This window comes from Burkholderia semiarida, from assembly GCF_029268935.1.
Taxonomy (GTDB): domain Bacteria; phylum Pseudomonadota; class Gammaproteobacteria; order Burkholderiales; family Burkholderiaceae; genus Burkholderia; species Burkholderia semiarida.
Window position 1 is genome coordinate 2,058,972 of sequence record NZ_JAHLCL010000007.1, and the last position, 20,014, is coordinate 2,078,985.

Consider the following 20,014-nt stretch of genomic DNA (forward strand, 5'->3'; position numbering starts at 1 on the left):
TTCCATCACCCCCTAGTCGCAGCAGCAACTGAAAGTACCCTTCCAGCTGCCGTTTTCCATTCGTTGCCCAATATCGCGGAGAGCATTTTCAACATTGCCCCCCCTCTTCTCGACGCCCTTAAGCACTTGATATATCAACTTATCATTGTCGGTGCCATGGATGTGCGCGCCGGCGTGGTAGGTGCCATCAGCCCGCGCAGCTACTCGTCCCGGGTGCCCCGGCACCTGTACCTGAGCGTTGCCAGTACCCCACAAACGAGCGCCATTCGATGCGGAGTCGATATCGATATCATTCCGCTCCAAAATTTCGCGTGACTTCTGCACGTGGCTATTTGGCGCGCCCTTGCGACAATTTTCCTGAACGATGTGGTGCGGCGTTTGTCCTGGCTGAAGAGGTCTCCCTGCACGAGCGAGGTTTCGCCCAAGTCGGTCTGCTGTTAGACCACGGGGATCTATGCTGTCGATCGGATTGGCTGAATATTCATACCCGTTTGAACCGCCCGCTAGCCCAACCGGATCAGCCGACGCAAACCGTCCAAACGCCGGATCATAGTACCGATGCCGATTGTAATGCAGCCCTGTTTCGTCATCGGCCTGCTGCCCCTGAAACCGCAACGGATTCCTCGCCACAATCCCCGCCGCCTTCGACGCCCGCGCAATCACCTCCCGCGCTTCACCCCACGCCTTATATGACGCTTCCCAGACGACGTCGCCATCGTCGTCCGTTAGAAGCTGCGGCGTACCAATCTGATCGCAGTGGTAATAGAACACCGCCGCGTCACCCCGCCGCTCCGGCACCTTCTGCAGCGGATCCTCCTCCGGCACATAGCGGTCGGTGCTCTTCCACTCCGGCGTCGCGATCCCATCGACGGGCTCAGCCACATACTGCGCCAGCGGCACGAACGTCCCCGGCTCGTAGAGATAGTGCGTGCCGCGCTCGCCGTCACTCTCATACGCCAGCGTGTCACCGTCCCACCCGAACACTGTCCGCTCGCCGTTCACCTCCTTCGCAATACGTCGACCGAACGCATCATAGAAATACCGTGCCTGACTCTGCCGCGACGTCTCGGCAACCCGCGCGCGCAGCAAGCGATTGAACTCATCCCACTCGTATTCCTGCTCACCTGCGGGCGTACGCTTACGCACCAGATTCCCGCGCGCGTCGTACTCGAAGTGCATCCCCGCATACGCCTTCAGCAGGTTCCCGAGCACCTTCGGCACCTCGACAGGCAACGTGCTTTCCGGTCGCACCGGGCTCGGACGCGATGTCGGCGTCTCCGCAGTCCGCACCGGATCGATGATGTTGCTCGCCGGATCGAACGCGAACCGTTCCTTTGCGACCGGACTGATCGCCTCGATCAACCGTCCGACCGGATCGTACCGATAGTCGGTTCCGCCCTTACGGCTGTCCTCGATTCGCGACAACTGCCCCGCCGCGTCATAGCGATACCGCCGCTCGGCAAGCGGCGCAGGTGACGTCGACCGCTGGATCGTCTGCTGCAACACACGTCCGGCCGGATCATAGTGCGTGCGCTGCCCAACCTTGCTCGACAACACGCGCACCGTCTCGCGATGAAGATCGTCACGCTCGAACTGCACGCGCTCCTCGCCATCGAGCAGCATCCCGTGCACGTGCCCGGAGCCATACATCAACCAGTCGACCACATGCCCGTCCGGCCGAACGGTACGCCGCCGATTGCCGAGTTCATCGTATTCGTGATGCCATACGTAGCTGCGCCGGTCGCCGAACAGATCGTAGGCGTGATGTTCACGCACCAGATTGCCAACCGGATCGAAGAAAAATTTCACGCGGCTGTACCGATTCACCGCGTCGATCAACCTGCCGCTCGGATCGTAGGCAAACCGCTCTTCGCTTTCCCCCGCGGCGCGCTTCAGCAGCCGGCCGTTTGCATCGACTTCGACCGAAGTCACGCAACCCGCTTCATCGATCGAAACGAGACTGCCGCTCACGCTGTCGTACTGATAGCGCGTCGACTTGCCGTCGAAGCCCACTTCCTCGATCAGCCGTCCCGCAGGATCGTAGTGAAACTGGTACGTCGCAAAGTTCGCATCGGTCAGCGCGGACAAGCGGCCGAGACGGTCATAGCGATACGCAACCGTCTGCCCGAGCGCATCGGCGCGGCTCGCAATGCGCCCGGCCGCATCGTAGCCATATCGCGTCGAACGATCGAGTTGATCGGTATGCCGCAGCAAACGGCCTTCCGCGTCGTATTGGACCTGCTCGACACCGGCAGGCGAACGCACTTCCGTCGGTTGTCCGTTCAGGCCGTAACGATAGGCAACCACGCCTCCGGCCGCATCTTTCGTCTCGATCACACGCCCGATATCGTCGTACCGCCACTCCGTCGTCTTTCCGGAGCAGTCCGTATAGCGCGTGATCTGCCCGGCATCGTTGTACTCGAGCGTCTTCGAGCCGCCCTTCGCATCGGTGATCTGCGTCGGCAAACCCTTGTCGTTGTATTCGTACTTCGTGGAATGTTCGAGCGGATCGATTTCCTCGACGACGTTGCCCGCGTCGTCGTACTTGCGCTGCCATACATGACCATTCGGATCGACGAGCCGGATCATCTGATCCTTGTCGTCATACGCCATCTCGACGACGCTGCCGTCCGCCCGCTCGTGCCGAATCAGGTTACCGCGCGTGTCGTATCCGCGACGCTCGATGCTGCCGTCCTGCCGGATATGCAGCACCAGATTGTGATGGGCGTCGCGCCGGAACCACTCCTGGTTACCATCCGGATACACGATCCGATACACATAGCCGTGGATGTTGAAGTAGTACCGCGTCATCTGACCGAGCGCGTCGGTCACGTAGGTCAGACGGATGTTCGGATTCCACGCGAGCCGGAGATCCAGACTGCCGTCGTCGGCGTATTCGCGAATGCATTTCGCGTCTGCGTTGTCTTGCGCGTCCGCGCCATCCCATTCGAGCGTCATCCCGCGGCCGGTTCGGTCCGTGTAACGCGTCACGAGGTGGCGGTGATATTGATACGTCCGCGCATTGCCATGACGATCGACCGCGCGCACGAGGTCCCCGTCCGCATCGTATTCGTAGCTCGCCAGTGTGCGACGCGCACCGTCCTTGAGCACGTGCTCGATCTGCACGATACGGCCGTGCCTGTCGTGTTCGAACGCGAGCACATTGCCACTCGCATCGATCAGGCGCGCAACGCGATCGAGCGCATCGTAGTCGAGCGTGATCGTGTTGCCGGCGCGGTCCTTCTGCATCGCAAGCCGGAACGCGTCGCCGCGGCGCTCGTACACATGCAGCACGTCATGGCCGTATGCGATCGTCACCCAGGTATCGTCGAGCCGCGACAGCGTCAGGTTCTCGGACAGATCGTCGTGCACCGCACCGGCCGCAAGCGCCGGGTACTCGATGCTGCGCCCTTCCGCATCGCGATAGATCCACTGACCGTTCTTGACGTCGATTCGCGTCGTATACGGCGTGATCCATCGTGCACCGAGTTCACCGTTGTCATAGGCTGACAGCCGGGAACGATAGGTACGCTCCCATACGACGGGCATGGCGCCCGGCAGGTCGAAATCCACGTGCGAAAACGTTTCGTCGCCGAACGCGAAATCGATGGATGCCGGTGATGCCCCGAGCCCGCATGCCTTGCACGCGCTCTTCCCCGGTCCTTCGGCCGGCGCTTGCCCGTCGGTTTTCTCGAGCCCCTCCTGCCCGCGCGTCTTCTTCGCCTGGCTCTTCCCGCTTGCCTTGACGTCCGCAGTCTGCTCATGAAGCTTTGCGCGTGCCTTGACGCGCCCGACTGCCTCGATCAGTTGCAAGACCAGCCACATCATCTTGCCTTCTTCACTGCCTGCAAGCGAGCGAATCGATGACGCAATCTTCGGCGCTTCGGTCCGAAGGAAAGTCACCGTGCTTCGAAACGGCTCGAGCCATGCATCCGGCGCGAGCGTCGCCACGGTGCCCGCAGTCTTGTTGATGACCTTCTTTCCGAGCGCCTTGGTTCCTTCGTACGCGAATTGAATGCCGTCACCGACGCGGCTCGGGCTGTACCACGGCCGGTCGTCGGCCATCTTCTCTGCGAGCTGCTGCTGTCGCTTCAGATTCGCGTTGGCGTCGAAGAGCTGACCGTGCAGCGCCTTGTCCATGCCCGTCGCCAGCGCGAGCATGATTTCCTGGCATGTCGATGCACATCCGTCGAGCAGCTCGACGAGGCCAGCCTTCAGCTTGTTCAGAAAATCCTCGATCTCGGTCGCACACGTCGCGTTGATATGCGTGACCAGCACGGAGATGATCGCCGCGCCGAGATTGTTGCGGGTCGCCAGCAATTCGTGACGAACGAGCGCGAGCAGCGGCCGCGCCGACATCCGGAACGGCGCGAGTGTCGGCGGAATCGGAATGATGCCGAGCAGGTTGATCGCGAGGCTCATGTAGTCGAGCACCTGACCGCCGCGCTTCTCGATGATTTCGGCGATATCGCCCAGCGCGTCGACCATCGCCATGATGTTGCCGATGATCGGTACCGCACCGGCAAACGTCTTCACATCCTCGAACGTGATGTGATTGCCGCTGATCCGGCGCAACCACGCATCGAAGCGGTTGCCGACCGCGGCGACATCCTTGGCGGAAACATCGCTGAGCCAAGTAACAGCCTGTTCCTTCTCAGCGCCCGGTGGGAGTTGTTGTGCCATGTCGTTCTTCGTTCAATTCGTTCTTTTTTCAAGACGGCTGACAAGCCGCGCTCTCTCAGGATTTCAACGGCCCGCCAAACCCGCTCGTCGGCAGCTTCATGCCCGTCGCGCCCGTGGCCGACGCCACGGTCGTGGCGCCCTTGCCCGCGATACCGGCGACGCCCGGCAATGCGCTCTGCAACGCGCCGGACGCCGCATTCGCCGCCGGCGCGGCCAGGGCGGCAAGCCCGCCCTGACGTGCGGCCTGAACCATCCCGGCCACCTGCTTCGCCGCACCGCTCAAGCTGGAGGCTGTCTGCAACGCCGACGCAACGCCGGCACCACCCAACGCAGTCGCAGCGGCCGGCAATGCGGCGCTCGCGAGCCCGCCGAGGGCCGCGCCCGCGCTGCCGCCACTCACCAGCCCCATCGCCGCCGTCGTCGCGGCCGGCGCCATCCCTTGCAACTGGCTCGCGAGCTGTCCGCTCGCCGCGGCCTGCGCGGCTTCCGGCGACGGTTGCACGGGCTCCGCCGGCCACTTCGCCTGCTTGAAATAGTTCGCCGGCTGATCCGACTCGCGCGGATCCTTCCCGAACTCGACGCGCACCGCGCCCGGCGGCAACCCGCTCACAACCGTATGACCGCTGTCGTCGAGCGCGCCTTTCTTCAGCACGGCTCCGTTCACGTCCTTCACCGTGAACAGTCCGCCTTTCACCGCCTCGCCGTTCACGTACTTGTGAAACAGTTCGAGCTGCCCCGGCTGATCCGGCCGGGGGCTCGGCAACGGATACCCCATGCTCGCCGGCCCGGCGAACGTGTGCGACGCCCCCTTCACATCGACGGCGCCCGGCGCATGAATCTCGATGTTGCCGTCCTTGATGCGGATATACCCGCCGCCGCTCGTCAGCAGAATCCCCTGATCGGCCGCGATCTCGATCCGGTCGGTGGCGGACACAACCTTCACCGCCTTCTGCGCGGTCACCTCGACGTTGTCCGACTGCGCCTGGATCTCCACCTTGCCCTTGCCCGCGAACAGCTTCATCCCCGCGTTCTGCACGAACAGGCTCAGCTTCTGCCCGATGCTCCCGATCAGCGACTTGCCCGCGGCCACGTGCACGCTCTGTCCGCTCGCCACGTTCACGTGATCGTTCGCGACCATGTGCAGCGACTGCTGCGTCGACATCCCGATCCCCGACGGGCTGCCGAACAGCATCACCGGCTCCTTGAACGCATTCGCACTGCCCGTGCCGCCGCCCGCCGTACGTCCGCCGGACGCGTTGCCCGACTTGCTGTCCTGCGTCGCGTCGGTGAACGCGCGCATCGTTTCGTGCGCCTCCTTCAGGCTTTCCGCCTGATGCTGCTCGCTCACGCCCGACATCGCTTCGATCAGGCTCTCGCCCGTCACGAGCTGCTGCTGCGCTTCCTTCACGTCGAGCGGCTGGCTGTTCGCCGCCTTCGGATGGGTCGTCACGTACAAGCCCTGGCTCGCCCGCACCGCGCCGTACGCATCGGAGCGCAGGTCGAAGCCGCTACCGAGATACGACCCGCGCGCATTGCCGTTCTGGTCGATGATGTAGCCGAGATGCAGCAGGCTGTTCGCGCTGCTGCTCATCAGTTGCACGCGGTTCTGCCCGGTCGCGTCGTCCATCACGAGCTGGTTGTAGCCGCCGCCCGAATACTCCTTCGACCGATACCCGGACAGGATCCCGTCGCTATGCCACTGCGGTTGGTTCGCGCCGTTGTACACGCGCCCGACGGCGAGCGGCCGGTCGCAGTCGCCGCCCACATGGTCGATCAGCACTTCCTCGCCGATGCGCGGCACGTGCACGCCGCCGTAGCCGCCGCCGGTATCCGACTGCACGACGCGCACCCAGCACGACGCGTTCTCGTTACCCGGGTTCAGGCGGTCCCACACGAACTGCACGCGGATCCGGTTCAGCTCGTCGGTATAGACTTCCTCGCCCTGCGGCCCGACGACGATCGCCGTCTCGAGATGCATCTTCGGCTTCTCGTGTTCGAACGGGCTGCGATACGGCACGCTCACGCGCTGTGCTTCGACCTCGACGAGATAGAAGCCGACCGAGCCGTCGTCATGCGGCACGCGAAACGCGGGGTCGGCGCCATAGCCGTCCTGCGCCTGCGTCAATGCTTCGCGCAGGCTGTACGGGAAATCGGCGCTGCTGCTGGCAACGGGCAGGTTGTTCTCGATCCACCATTCGACGCCGATCGCCGCGAATTCGCGCTGGTCGGCCGGATCGCGATCGTGTTCGGGATGGTCCGCCAGCGTGAAGCGCCGGCCAGCATCCATTGCACGCACGCCGCCCGCGCCGTGGAAGCGCTTCGCCTCCGACTCCCACTGCTCCATCCGGATCTTCGTCAGATGATCGCCGCGCGTCTGATCCAGATACGTGTACGCACCGGTGTATTCGTACACTTCGAGCTGGTCGGGCAATTCGCCCTGGCCGGCCATCGTCGGCAGCGACGTGCCTTTCGGATTCGACGGTTGAGACGGATTCTTGTAGTCGAACGTGCGTGTCGTTCGGGTCACGCTCTGCAGCGTGCGCGTGCCGGACCATTGCGTGAGCGCGTCAGTTTCGCTCGCCGCGCCGCCGTGATAGAAGCGCACGGCCTGCGGCGACAGCGGCGCGAACGCCTGCAGGTTGTCGGTGATCACGAGCGTATGCGACTTGCCGTCGTCGGCCTGCTGCCACGTGGTGTAAAGGCCTTCGCTCTCCATCAGCCGGTGCACGAAATGCCAGTCGGTATCGTGCTGACGCGTGTACGAACGGCTCGGCAGCGGCTTCGACAGCGCAAAGCGGAAATGGCCCTTCGCCTGCGGATGCTGGTCCAGCACGTCGCTGATGATCTGGTCGACGGTCGTATCGTTCCAGATCCGCTGGTCCCGACGGAACTTCAGGAAATGGGTGAAATCGGCGAACGTCAGCTGATAGGTCGTGAGCCCGCCGTCGGCGCCCAGGCGACGCGCGGTGTGCACGTAGCCATTCACCGGCCGGTAGCTGCGATCGCCTTGCTGAATCCATAACGTGACCGGCTGCGCGATCAGTTTTTTGAGTTCCAGATCGCTGTCGGTCGACAGCACGTCGAGCGTGAACTCGTACGCGCGCCCGATGCGTGAGCGGCCGACTGCCCGCTGTACGGTCAGGACGTTGCTCCCCAATGGCGTCTCGAGCTTCAGCAACCGGTCCTGCTGAAGCAACCCGCCGCGCAATGCGGCGATCGTGTTCTGCATGTTCATGGCTACGGCCTTTTCTTCTTTTGACGCGCCCTCGGATGGCGCGCTGAGCGATTTAGCTCGCGCGATTTTACAGACAAATTACGGCCCGAATCGGAAAAATGACCTGATTTAAAAGAGTATTTTTAAGCGGATCCAGAATGCCCGCGGCGAACGGTTCGACCAGGCAGTCGCCGTGCACAGCCCATGCCGTCGCGCTGGATTGCCGCCTTCAATCCGCTGAAATCGATTGCAATCAGGGCCAATTCGACTTCCGGTGCGGCGCGGTTGCGAGTAGTGTCTACGTGCCCGTATTGCGGCCCATCGAGGCCACCCAGCGCCCGGTGCCCGTCGCTCACCACAACACCCTACTGACCACTGGAGATCCGCGATGAAACGTTCGAAGTTCCTGCTGTCGGGCCTGCTGCTCGCGTCGGCCCTCGGCTTCACGGCCGTCGCCGCGCACGCGGAAGACCTGCTCGATTCCGTGAAGAAAGCCGGCGTGCTGCGCGTCGGCCTCGAAGGCACGTATCCGCCGTTCAACTCGCGCGGCACGTCCGGCCAGCTCGAGGGTTTCGACGTCGACGTCGCGAACGCGGTCGCCGGCAAGCTCGGCGTGAAGACGCAATTCATTCCGACCGAATGGAGCGGCATCATCGCGGGCCTGCAGGCCGGCAAGTTCGACGTGATCGTCAACCAGGTCACGATCACGCCGCAGCGCAAGGAAGCGCTCGACTTCAGCGAGCCGTACACGTACTCGGCCGCGCAGCTGATCCAGCGCAAGGACGATACGCGCAACTTCAAGTCGCTCGAGGATTTCAAGGGCAAGAAGCTCGGCGTGACGCTCGGCACCAACTACGACCAGATGGCGCGCAGCGTGCCGGGCATCGAGGTGCAGACGTATCCGGGCGCGCCGGAGAAACTGCGCGACCTCGCTGCGGGGCGGATCGAGGCGACGCTCGACGACCGGTTGATGCTGCCGTACATGATCAAGACGTCGAACCTGCCGCTGCGCTCGGGTGCGGTGCTGAACGGCGGCAAGCAGGAGATGGCGATCCCGTTCCGCAAGGGCAACCCGAAATTCGAGAAGGCGATCAACGACGCGCTCGATTCGCTGCGCAAGGACGGCACGCTGAAGAAGATCTCGATGCACTGGTTCGGCAGCGACGTGACGGTGCCGGTTGCGCAGTAAGCGGTTCGGCGCGCGTTCGATGCGTCACGTTTTCGCTGCGGCGAAGGCGTGACGCGCGGTTGCAGCCTTCCCCCTTTGCCTTTTCCGTCAGGCCGCGTCGTCGAAGCGGGCAAGCAGCATCTGGCCGATCGGCGTCAGCGCCGGGCGCGTCGCCACTTCGTTCACGCGTACCTGCGTGTCGTCGACCAGCCGCTTTTCGACGAGCACGGCAAAGGCCGGGTTCGCGAGATCGACACTGTCGGGCGCACGCGCAATGCGCAGCAGCATCGAGAATTCGTGCGGGCTCAGCATGGTTCGTGTCTCCTGATCGTCCGCGATGCAGTTCGATCGGCGTCGATCGCGTTTTCGAATGGAATGGATGCGAGGCGGAAGCCAATGCGCTGGCGGGAGCGAGATCCCGGGTGAGCCTGCGCGACGCGGGCACGGCGTCGGATGCGGTCACGCACACTCGGCTCGTGAAAACGCTGCCGCGATGGGAATGTGCAACGTTAGAGGTGCGGCGTGACGCGGGCGTGACAGGAAAAAGGGGTAACGCCGGCGCTCATTAGCATTATTGAAAACATATGGATATGTGACTCTGCCGACAGGTTCCCGCTGACGAAAGACAAGCTGCCTCGCGATTCGACAAGGCGCGCGAGTTAGCCGGCATCGACAAGGCAAAGTTTCAGTTCCGCGACCTTCGCGTGCGGCGTAACGCACAAGCCGGTCGACGAAGGGCTCGAAGCAGGGTAGCGCCTGGCGGGCCACAGCGGGCCAGGTACGACGGCGCCCTACGTACGGGGCGCGCGGCCGGTAAAGCCGTCGCGTTGATTGCCTTGTTGCTGGCGGCGACACGTCGGCAGCTTCGGTGCGCGGCGCTGCAATGCATCGAGCATGCGCAACAGGCCGCTCTTCAGCGGCCCCGCAGCCGGCTTCTCGACTATGACGTGCACCAGCAGCGCAGCCCCGATCGCCAGAACGACTACCGACCAGAACACCACGACCTGGTTCACAACCGTGCCGACCGTGTTGAAAACCATGTAGCCGACATTCTGATGGATCAGGTACAGGGGGTAACTGACTGCGCCGAACCAGGCCCACCGCGGGCTGGCGAGCATCGGCATGCGACGCAGTGCCAGCGCCAGCATTACCACGAAGAAAGAAGTCATCACGGCCGCCACGACCGATGGGCTCAGTGTGTACTCGAAGTGGCCGCTGGAATACGACAGGAGCTGGAATTCGTGATGGAGCGACAGCATCCAGGCCGCGCAAACGAGCACGAGGCGCGACCAAGACAGGCCATGTGCACGAATGAGGAAGCACGCGGCGCCGGCAATGAAGAAGCCAGCATAGTCCGTCACGAGAAAGCCCTTGAGCTTGATGAACGGAAATAGGTCCACGAGCACGGTGGCGACGAGCCACACAAACAGCCAGCGCTCGGCGCGATGGATCTGGCCGACGATGAGCAGAATGCCGACCAGGCGATAGAACCGTAGCTCCGCGCCGAGCGACCAGTACGCACCATCGATCGGATCGGCGCCGAAGCCGCCGCCGAGCGTGACCATGTTCACGAGGTATTGCGGCCACGTCGCGGCGAAGCGTTCTCCGCCGATGGCGAGTATCACGAGGAAGGTGGTCGTGCAGCAGACCCAGAAGGCGGGCAGCAAGCGAGACGCCCGTGACGCGATGAAGCGCTTGATGCTTCCGTCGCTCGCCGTCATCAGGATCACGAAACCGCTGATCATGAAAAACAGGTGCACGCCCAGGAACCCGTACTGCGCGACCGGCTCGAGCGCCGGATAGTGCATGGTCGTCAGGTCGTCGGCGGCGTAGCCTCGAAATGCGTAGTGAAAGAACACAACGGCAATGGCGGCGATGAAGCGGAGAACATCAAGCTCGGGAATTCGGGAAAACTTCACGATCGATTCTTGTTGGATTTTTCGTTGTGGACTGCGCCGGCCGGGCGGCAGTTTGACCTCGCACGATGGTCTATTCGTGCGCGCTCGCCATTATGGACGAGCTGGTCTTAGAGCGCCGTCTAGCGTCTTTTGGAAACGTGACGGGTGCTTTGGAAACGCGAAGGGGCTACGCAAACATCGCGTAACCCCTTGTCAGATATGGTGCGGCTGCAGGAATTAAACAGATCCGCAAAAGTCTTGTCACGCGGGGATCAGGGGAGACGTGGCTTTTGACGTGCCCCCAGAAGTGCCCCCAATTTTCGGCAAGACTCCGGTTCGACTACCAGTCCGAGTTCGGCACCCCAAAAATGAGTCGGCACGGCGCTCACGACAACAACCGGCTTCTAGGCCGCCATTGTAGCCCTACTTTACGATGGTGGGTGCCGACATACTTGCTGCCTTCGACACCGCTTCCCGCCCCCTTTGCCCCCTCGATCTATCGAACGTTTTCTTGGACGGTTCAAAGCCAAATACAACAAACCGGGCGCCCTTGCCCGTAAAATGCGAGACAGTTTCCGAGTCAACAACAAGGCCGATGCCACACTCTGAGGCTGACGAGGCGACACGATTCGTCGCCATACCTCTTGCCCAAGACATTGCGCTTGCGACCTCGTGCGCCCATGCGACGACGCTCGCCCACTGGATTCGTGAACGAGAAGAGCCTTTCGAAGGAAAGACCGTTCAGTGACCTCCGATACGCGTTCCGCTCCGCTCACGGCCGACACCCGCCGACAGGCGATCGATTCGTTGCGGGGCTACGACTACCAAATTTGGCGGTCAGTCGAGGCTTGGACGAAACTCGGCGCCGGTCAATTGCTTTACCTGGAAGGTGCGGAAGACTTCGACCTCGTAGACGAAAACGGCGAGACCAGCACATCTCAGATCAAAAACTCCGGCAAGAACATCTCGCTCGGGTCTAACGACGTCCGCGAAGCTATCGAGAATTTCTGGGCGCACGTCGAGCGCAACCCAGACCGGCCGATCAGAATGCGCTTCGTCACGCGAGGCGATGTTGGTTCGGAGAAAGGCGATCCGTTCCAAGGCGTGAAGGGAATAGACCTTTGGCGAATGGCGGCCGAGGGGGACGACGATGCCGCATCACGCGTTGCTCGCCACCTGAGTTCAACCTTATGGCCCCTAACCTTACGACGCTTTCTTGACTCCGCCACCGCGACCGAGTTGCGTTCAAAGCTCTTCGAGCGCATCGATTGGGCGACAAAGGAACCCTCGACGGACTCGGTTCAGCTTGCCGTGGAGCGGGCGGCAATCGATTTGGGCGACGAGCGGGACATCGACCACAACGAATCGCTGAAAGCTGTCGACGGACTTCTCGCCCATTGCGTCGAAACGATCAAGCATCGCGACGTCAACCTACGCTCCCTGACCAAAGCAGATCTGCTCAGGGTATTTGAGGCCAAGACGAGTGTGATGCTCCCCTTGACGCGAGACCTCATCTCTCTAATGGGGCGAGCGCTGGTAGCCGAGCGAGGTGCGACGCCAAGGCAACTGCCCTCGGTCTCTTTCTCGTCCTCCGCCTTGCTGGGCGTAGAACCCCCGCTTCCGCGGTTCTGCTTGCCTCGCCGATCGTTGGTCGACGCCATCGCGCAACAAGGCGGCCCCGCGCTTATTATCGGCTCCGAAGGGCGAGGAAAGACCACCGCGGCGAGCTTGGTCGCAAAAGAACTTGGCGGCGTCGATTGCTGGGTCGATTTGTCGGCATTTGACACGTCGGTGCTGCCTTCCGCATTCGACCGTTTGCTTCTGGCGATTCGCGACCTGCCCTCCCGAGCAGTGGTTGTTGTGGACGACTTTCCGGTCGCAACCACCATTACGCAAGCGGTGTGGACGCGATTCAGCGCGGTGGCCGAGCAGTGCGCGCGACGCGAACAATTTCTGATTCTCACGGCGAAAGGGGTTCATCCTGAGGCAGTCGATCCTCGGCTGCGGATGGCTGGCATCCATATTCATGCACTGCCCGACCTTTCGCGGGAAGAGATCCGTGAGTTCGTGTCTGCGCTCGGCTGCCCTAGCGACCAGAGCTCACAATTTGCCGCGGTAATTCTTTCGCGAAGCGGCGGCGGGCACCCGAAGCTCGTGCATCTGCTGGGTCTCGAATTGCAGGGCGCTGATTGGCACAATCCACCCGCCACAGTGATGGAAAACCCGCCAGCAAGCATCGAGCAGGCGCGTGCGTTCGCTCGACGCGAGGCGGCGAGCACGCTTCCCGACACAGACCTTGACCTTCTTTACTCGCTCAGTCTCGCTCTGAGCTCTTTAGACCGCGAGGCGGTCTTGTTCATTGGAGAGGAGTTCGTCGGCCTGCGCTCACCCGGAGATGCGCTTGATCGCCTGGTCGGCCGATGGGTCGAAACGCAGTCATCTCGTGAATACAAAATCACAGCGCTCCTCACTCAACAGGCCAAGTTGGTGTGGTCCCCCAAGAAGGTCGCACAAGCGCACGAATGCATCTTCGACGCGCTCGTGCGCCGTAGGTCTGTTTCGATGGACAAGGCTTTCGCGCTCTTCATGCACGCGTGGGAAAGCGGAGACGACAGACGCCTTTCGTCATTTTTGTCCTCCCTGATCGACGAGAAGCGGGCGCTACGCGGTGCCGCTGCGGATTTTATGACCCCTATTGTCTTTGTGGCGCGTGGAGATAGCGCGAATACGGGGGTGTTCGACGCACAGACGATCGCTCTCTTGAGACTGGCACAATTTCGAATCGCAAAGCAGTCGGCCACAACCGAACTTCCTCGCCTTGCCACGGAGTGGGAAGACTCGATAGCGCGCATAGAAGATTCGAAGCAGCGAGGGGCAAACCAGTTCATGTGGGCCATGTCGGTGGCCGATTCGCCGGATCAGTCGTTCGGGGCGAGAACCGTTGTTCGTGCGCTTGAAGAGATCAATCGGTTGGAGTCCGCCATTCCCGAGGCGCCGTTCGGTGAAGGGTTGACCGCCGAGCTATGCCCCGGTGGGATAACGAAAGACGCTGATTTGATCGCCTCCTTATTTGGCTTCAATTTCGCCCGCTGCAAAGATTTGGACCAGTTGCGAGAATTTATTGACGCGCTTGAAGCAACAAATCCCGCAGCTCGAGATCGGATGTTGAAAGCGTTCACCATCCCCATTTTCAGCAGAAACCATTTGTTCGTGCAGGGGCCATGGAAAAACGAGGCAAATCGAGAGGCGCCTCGCTGGCTGCTTGCCGAAGAGACGCTGCTCAGAATGCTTTCGCTTGCGGGGCAATGGAACGCGAGGGCGATGGGGGTTTCCGCCGCCAGATTGCTGTCGGTCCTTTACGAAGACCATTTGTCTCGCGGCGCAGACGCCCTCGCATGCCTCCGAACGGCCATCGAGAGATTTGGCGACGCCCCCGTCTTGATAGCGCAGGAAGCGTCCGTCTACTTTGGGAGAAAGGATTTCAAACAAGCATTGAATTTGTGGAAAAGGTCGCTGTGGCGCCCCTCGGCCTCGAATGCCGAGCTCGAACGCGCCCCCCATGTTTTACGCAAAGCGGGCTGCGCAGCGGGAACCTTGGGGGATTTTGGCGCAGCATCGGAGTGGTTCGAGATCGCGTCGCGAAGCGCGAGCGAAAGCTCAATGCCGGCGATGACGGGAGGAGCGCTCTTCGACGCGGCATATTGCGCGTTCAAAGATGGGGCACGCTCTCGAGTGGTTGCGCTTATCGTCGCGGGGCTGTCGGCGTTCGAGCGAGACTTTGACCCAGCCAAACAATTCGACCTGTTTGCTGCCAAAAAGCTCGGCGGCCACGTGCTCCGCTGGATTGTGGAACAGCTTCGCGGCAAGTTCGAATCTGAACCGGTTTTCGAGCCTCAGGTCGGCCAGTGCAGCAGCCCACACCGCAACAAATCCATCGCTGAACTGCCCAAACTGCCGTCAGATATGGCGGCGGCATTTGTGATCGAAATTGCATCGTTGCTGCGCGTCGAAAGCAACGGCGTCAATGCACTTCGCTCCACGCTGTCCCAGTCGAGGGTGTTGGCAGCCGGATTCCAGTATTGGAACCTCCGCTGCAATGAGCTATTCGACCGCGGCCAATTCGAACAGTTGTCAGACGGACTCTACGGCCTGAGTGAATACTTTTGGCGGCATCGAGCGCAACAGAGGAACGAAATCGCCTCATTGACGGACTCTCTCGCGCCCTTTGAAGGCGAAGTGCTAGATGTTGATCGGTCCGCGCCCATGGGCATGGAATCGGTGTTCTGCCTCGCCCTGTTCATCCGAGCCCTCTCGGGCGGCTCAGTCGAGGAGCTCGCCGCTGCCTGGATCGCCGACCTCGGTGGTCTAGCCCACAGCGCGGCGCTTCTCGGCGAAGCGCGCGAGGCGCTGCGAGCGATCTCCGTCGACCCAATCGACGCTGCGAAGCTAGTCATGACCACCGACGCAAAGCCGATCGACAGATTGGGCGCTGTTTTCCGCCTCCTCATGGACAGCCGACGCAGCCCCGAGACAACGGCGAGGTGCCAAATTCGAGCTCTGAATTGGCTATCGATTTTGCCGAGCAAAGTTTTTCTCGACTCGGCGTTCAAACCTCTCGCCAAAGCATTCTCGTACATGTGGCGAGAGCACGCGCGCACTCCGGCGTTGCTGCGATCGCCAAGCCTCTCGGTGCCATTGCTGCAAGAAGCCATTCGCGAAGACGGGAACGCCCCTCAACAACTTGGACAACTACTCAGAGCCGCCTCGCTAGCTACCGAGGCGCATCTTCCACAACCGCTGCTTGATCGACTGAACAACGCGGCGACGCTTCATCGAGCGCGCTTGCCGTGGTAGTCCGTCGGTAACGGCCATCGCCTCGAGGTCGTATCTGCCGCCCAACTTCGCTTCGATGATGACGCGTGTTTAGATGACGGCAAACGACCGAAGCAAAGGAGTCGAGCGGACTTTACTCCTTAAGCCAAGTCTTCTTGATGCCTGAGAAATCGAGCTTCTTCCACTCATCCTTCCAGAGCTGGTAGTACGGAATGTCCGTAGAGGACGGAGCCGGGCTGCAAGGCGCAACTTTGACCAGCGAGGGCATGACAACCGCTTCACCGATAAGCAATGCCTCGCCCGCCCCCAAGGTGGGCAACTTTTCGCATAGGTTGCCGAGTGTGTCTGGCAGCAGGCGCGACACGTAGCTTTGGTCGCTCGGGTTGGTCAGTCGCATGGCCAGAAAATTTGCACACTGCGAGAAGATCGTCTCGGATATCTCGGACGGGCGTTGGCTTGAAAGCAGCAACGTGACGCCGTACTTCCGCCCTTCCTTAGCGATCCGCTCAATCGACAACTTGGAAGCTCGGAACTTGGCTAGGTCGCTATTTGGCACGTACTTGTGAGCCTCTTCGTAGACCAACAGAAGTGGAGCATCGGTGTTGATCGACTCACCCGCGGCGCTTCTCATCACCTTGTAGTGATAGCCGTACTCGAACAAAATTCTGGAGATCAACGAGACGGTGATGCTAAGCACCTCGAAAGGTACGCCGCTGAGGTCGATTACGGTGACGTTCGATTGCTTCGTCCCATATCCGATCAGACTCATCAGAGTGCCTTCGAGCGTGGCCGTATCTGCACCCGGGCCGAAGAGGAACTGAAGCCGATCCTGCGCGACCTTCGACTCGAAGCGGGTGAAAAATTTGTCGAGTGACTTGTCTGCGTAGCTACCGTTCGTGATGCTCTCACGCTTGGTGGGATGAAAATCGAGTCGGCTCGCGAAATACTTGTCGAGTCTCTGATCTGCGTCGAGCAGGAGGCCGTGACTCGAGTCCGTCTTGCCATCTGAGGGGAGTGTGTAGGAGCCGTCGACCACCATATACCGCGCCTCATTCTTAGAGTTCACGGTTTCATTTTTGATGTTGTAAAGAGCGTTCAGGACCTGGTGGATATCAAACTTCAGCGGGCTATCGTAGAAGACGAACTTCGCCCCTGTGTTGTGCCTCTTTTTGTTCTCGGTGACCAGTTGACGGAATACCGCTGACTGGTTGTAGTTGTCGCGTTCACCGGTATCCAGGAGCACCTCTTCGAGCTCTTCGCTGTTGAGCAGCCAATAAGGAAGAGTCAGGGTACTCGCGTCCAAAAAATTTGCATTCGGGAACGCCGACTTGTATTCGGAATGGATGTCAAAGATGACGACGTGCGAGTTATTAAGTTCGTATTCACCGTTCTTCGCATCAACAGCCGACTGAATGATTTTTGTGATCGTATGCGACTTTCCTGCACCCGTCGAGCCGACAACAGCAAGGTGCTTATTGAAGAATCTGTCGCCATCGACTGGCACCTTAATCTTGGCATTTGATACTAGCGAGCTGAAGATAAACCTTCTGGCAGGCTCGACAGATTCTTCAAAGATTTTTTTGATATCATCTTCAGTGGCCGGAGACACTCCGGTTGGCGGAATAGTAAGCGTGTCGCCGCCGCGGATGAATTTTCCATCGGCAATGATGCCGAGGGGAAGCGCCTCGATAATGTGACGTCGCTCAGCCTTATCGGTAACTTCAATGCAGAAGTTCTCAATTATTGCTATCAGCGCACAGTCCTCGCTATCGGTTATTCGCAGGTATGAGCCAACCTTGAGACTTCGTCCATCAGAAAATGACGCAATATCGCTTACCGAGATCTTCACCTTGTCGGGAAAGACCGCGATAACCTCTGCCTTGATCTCGCTTTGTTCGCTCATGCTTGCATAACCTCTTGAATAAAATAGGCGCTACTACACTTTATCGCGTGATGCGCACTCCCCCTCGGAACAAACGCATCGTCTAATGGTGCTGTCTTGTATAAGTCGTAGATTTCAACAACTGAGCCAGTCATGGCCGCAATGGTTGCCGCCAACTGTTCTTCCGCGGGAATGAACTTGATCCGCCAGAGGTTTTCCTTCGTTGGATCAGCAGCAAGTAACGTGGCCGAGAAATCCGCTCCATTGAAGGGATAGCCATCACTAAATTTGACTCCCTGGTTCCAAAGGCTCCGTTTGAGCTCGATCAACTCTAACGGCGTAGCGCCGCGTAACAGAACGTACGGGGAAAATCTGTCCTGCGGTGGCGTTCTCGCGAGCTCTCTGTGCGAGAAGAAGTCTCCCAGTCTGACAAGCATTCTCACCGCTTTAAGCACGTCGTACTCGCTGGAGTTGACCCTGTAATCCCGGACACAGCGTCACACTAAGGTTGCTGACTCCATTGAGCGCCGGAACTCGCGAGGCGAGCGGTACTTCAGCCGGATGCGCTCCAGTGTCGAGGCAGGCATGCTGTTCATGCGGTCCTCCCGGCTTCTGCGAGACGTCTTGCGACCTGGTCATAGAACGACAGGGGCCGGCGAGCCACGCTCGCCGTCACCGATGGCACGGGGTGCCGTGCCGGCTGCTTACGCTGGTTTGCACGCCGATGACCGGGCAACAGCGAGGTTCGTCGCCGGCCTTCCAACACGGGATGCACCGCCAGCAGTTCACCGTCCTCGTAGATACGGATCTCGTGAGCCAGACTGTGGACGTCGAGCACGCGCTTGCGCGTACGATCGGGCACGCTGTAGTAGTTGCCACCGACCGAGACGAGACCTTCGTGGCTCACGCGCCGCTCAAGCCGGATCACGCCGTTGAAGGTGCCGGCCGGCAACGCCTGCAGCGTAGGACGCTCCTCACTGAAGTGCTGGGCGACGACGCGGTGCGTCGTGCCATGCACGCGCACATTGGCCACCGTGTCGAGCCACTCGCGCAACTGTCGGTTCAGGTCGGCGAGGTTCTGGAAGCGGCGCGCCAGGAAGAAGTCCTGCCGGATATAGCGATACGGCCGCTCGACCTTGCCCTTGGTCTTGGCGCGATACGCCTTGCAGGCGCGCGGCGCGAAGCCGTAGTGCTGCGCAAACGCGACCAGCTTCGCGTTGTAGACGATGTGCTTCTCGACTTCGCCCAGCACGGCCGCCTTCATCCGGTCGTACAGAATCTCGCGCGGAGCGCCGCCGAGGTGCTCGAACGCTTCCATGTGGCAGCGCAGGACGGTCTGCAGGTCCTGATGCTCGACGAAGCGTCCCCAGAGATAACGGCTGTGTCCAAGCACGATCGAGAACAGCCAGATCGAACGTCGCTGGCCAGGCGCGTCGTCGAACTCGACATTGAAGTGGGCGAAATCCACCTGCGCTTGATGCCCCGCAGGCGTCTCAAAGCGCACCTCGAAGCCGCGCTGGCGTGGCGGGCGGACCTCCCGAACGAGGTCGCCCAGCGCCGTGCGGCCGCCCGCGTAACCCATTGCTCGAATCTCGCGCAGCAGACGCTCGACGCTCAGGTCGGGAAACTCGCGGACACGTTCGGTGACGTAGTGGACGAACGGATCGACCACGCACGGTCGCGGTGCGCGCGGACCATAACGCGGCGCCTGAACGCCATTCCTGATGTATTTACGAACGGTCTTGCGGTCCATACTCAGTCGAGCAGCGATGGCCGAAATACTCAGCCCTTGCCGATGCAATTCCAGAATCGTCATCACTTCCTCCAGCTCGACCACCGACACCCCCACGACGGATCTCCAGGGCGATATGGTCGGCGATCGACAGGACGGCGCCGCTACCGCGGCGCCGTCAGACAAAAAACTGGGGAAAATTACTTCGACGAAAGTGGGGAGTATCTATCCGACGCTGACAACGCATCGGTAAGGGGCAGTACCAGCTTGTGCTGCCCACTCTTGTAGTGCCCGTAGAGCCGGTATCTGTAGATTTGATTCGTCGGGCACCCCCGTGCATGGAAATGCCTGAGCATGTGGATCACCGCCTCTTTGATCACTGAATGGTTGTATTCAGTTCCCTCGTAGTATTTACACTGGACAAATGCGCTGCCGCTGCCATCGTCAAGGTCAATATCTTCAATACCCTCGACCGTCACGCTCGCATGTTTGGAGGCTTCGAGCAGGCGCACGATCGTCTGATCGAACTGGTAGAAGTAACCTTTGATGGTTGCGGTAGCGCTGCGATCGGTCACAGTTGGTCCTCTGAGGTCTTTGACTCGGC

Annotated in this window: 10 protein-coding genes; 2 read left to right on the forward strand and 8 right to left on the reverse strand. The window is 60.9% G+C overall.

The features are described from left to right. Positions 1-12 precede the first annotated feature (12 nt). Together KPB06_RS22550 and KPB06_RS22555 are read right to left on the reverse strand one after the other, a co-directional pair. Entirely contained in the window at positions 13-4,683 is a 4,671-nt protein-coding gene (locus tag KPB06_RS22550) for an RHS repeat-associated core domain-containing protein (protein ID WP_275905654.1), read from the reverse strand. A gap of 55 nt (positions 4,684-4,738) precedes the next feature. Further along, positions 4,739-7,918: a type VI secretion system Vgr family protein gene (locus KPB06_RS22555; RefSeq protein WP_275905653.1), complete on the reverse strand. Its 3,180-nt coding sequence runs from the start codon at positions 7,916-7,918 to the stop codon at positions 4,739-4,741. A gap of 367 nt (positions 7,919-8,285) precedes the next feature. On the opposite strand from KPB06_RS22555, the gene KPB06_RS22560 reads away from it, so the two are divergent. After that, positions 8,286-9,086, forward strand: a complete 801-nt coding sequence (locus KPB06_RS22560; RefSeq protein WP_124659533.1) for a cystine ABC transporter substrate-binding protein — start codon at positions 8,286-8,288, stop codon at positions 9,084-9,086. A gap of 87 nt (positions 9,087-9,173) precedes the next feature. On the opposite strand, the gene KPB06_RS22565 is transcribed toward KPB06_RS22560, so the two are convergent. Together KPB06_RS22565 and KPB06_RS22570 are read right to left on the reverse strand one after the other, a co-directional pair. Next, positions 9,174-9,377 (reverse strand): hypothetical protein, encoded by a 204-nt coding sequence (locus KPB06_RS22565; RefSeq protein ID WP_089464495.1) that lies wholly within the window; start codon positions 9,375-9,377, stop codon positions 9,174-9,176. Between the two features lie 479 nt (positions 9,378-9,856). After that, complete coding sequence (locus KPB06_RS22570; protein WP_275905652.1) at positions 9,857-10,984, reverse strand: acyltransferase family protein; 1,128 nt, start codon at positions 10,982-10,984, stop codon at positions 9,857-9,859. Positions 10,985-11,707: 723 nt separating this feature from the next. On the opposite strand from KPB06_RS22570, the gene KPB06_RS22575 reads away from it, so the two are divergent. After that, positions 11,708-15,817, forward strand: coding sequence for a tetratricopeptide repeat protein (locus KPB06_RS22575; RefSeq protein WP_275905651.1), 4,110 nt, complete (start codon positions 11,708-11,710; stop codon positions 15,815-15,817). Between the two features lie 112 nt (positions 15,818-15,929). On the opposite strand, the gene herA is transcribed toward KPB06_RS22575, so the two are convergent. The 4 genes from herA to KPB06_RS22595 all read right to left on the reverse strand — a co-directional run bounded on the left by herA (position 15,930) and on the right by KPB06_RS22595 (position 19,985). After that, entirely contained in the window at positions 15,930-17,699 is a 1,770-nt protein-coding gene (herA, locus tag KPB06_RS22580) for an anti-phage-associated helicase HerA (protein ID WP_186047837.1), read from the reverse strand. Continuing rightward, a complete protein-coding gene (locus KPB06_RS22585) occupies positions 17,696-18,007 on the reverse strand; it encodes a hypothetical protein (RefSeq protein ID WP_275920509.1) in 312 nt (103 codons plus the stop codon). Before KPB06_RS22585 ends, herA begins: the two co-directional genes overlap by 4 nt. Positions 18,008-18,270: 263 nt before the next feature. After that, a complete protein-coding gene (istA, locus tag KPB06_RS22590) occupies positions 18,271-19,527 on the reverse strand; it encodes an IS21 family transposase (RefSeq protein ID WP_136473337.1) in 1,257 nt (418 codons plus the stop codon). An 83-nt stretch (positions 19,528-19,610) separates the two neighbouring features. Continuing rightward, on the reverse strand, positions 19,611-19,985 hold the full coding sequence (locus tag KPB06_RS22595; RefSeq protein ID WP_275920510.1) for a hypothetical protein: 375 nt from the start codon (positions 19,983-19,985) through the stop codon (positions 19,611-19,613). Between the last annotated feature and the right edge of the window lie 29 nt (positions 19,986-20,014).

What these genes read in the sequence shown, in the direction of transcription:
- KPB06_RS22555 (WP_275905653.1), bottom strand. Translation starts at nt 7,918, where the DNA reads ATGAACATGCAGAACACGATCGCCGCATTGCGCGGCGGGTTGCTTCAG.
- KPB06_RS22565 (WP_089464495.1), bottom strand. Translation starts at nt 9,377, where the DNA reads ATGCTGAGCCCGCACGAATTCTCGATGCTGCTGCGCATTGCGCGTGCG.
- KPB06_RS22550 (WP_275905654.1), bottom strand. Translation starts at nt 4,683, where the DNA reads ATGGCACAACAACTCCCACCGGGCGCTGAGAAGGAACAGGCTGTTACT.
- herA (WP_186047837.1), bottom strand. Translation starts at nt 17,699, where the DNA reads ATGAGCGAACAAAGCGAGATCAAGGCAGAGGTTATCGCGGTCTTTCCC.
- KPB06_RS22560 (WP_124659533.1), top strand. Translation starts at nt 8,286, where the DNA reads ATGAAACGTTCGAAGTTCCTGCTGTCGGGCCTGCTGCTCGCGTCGGCC.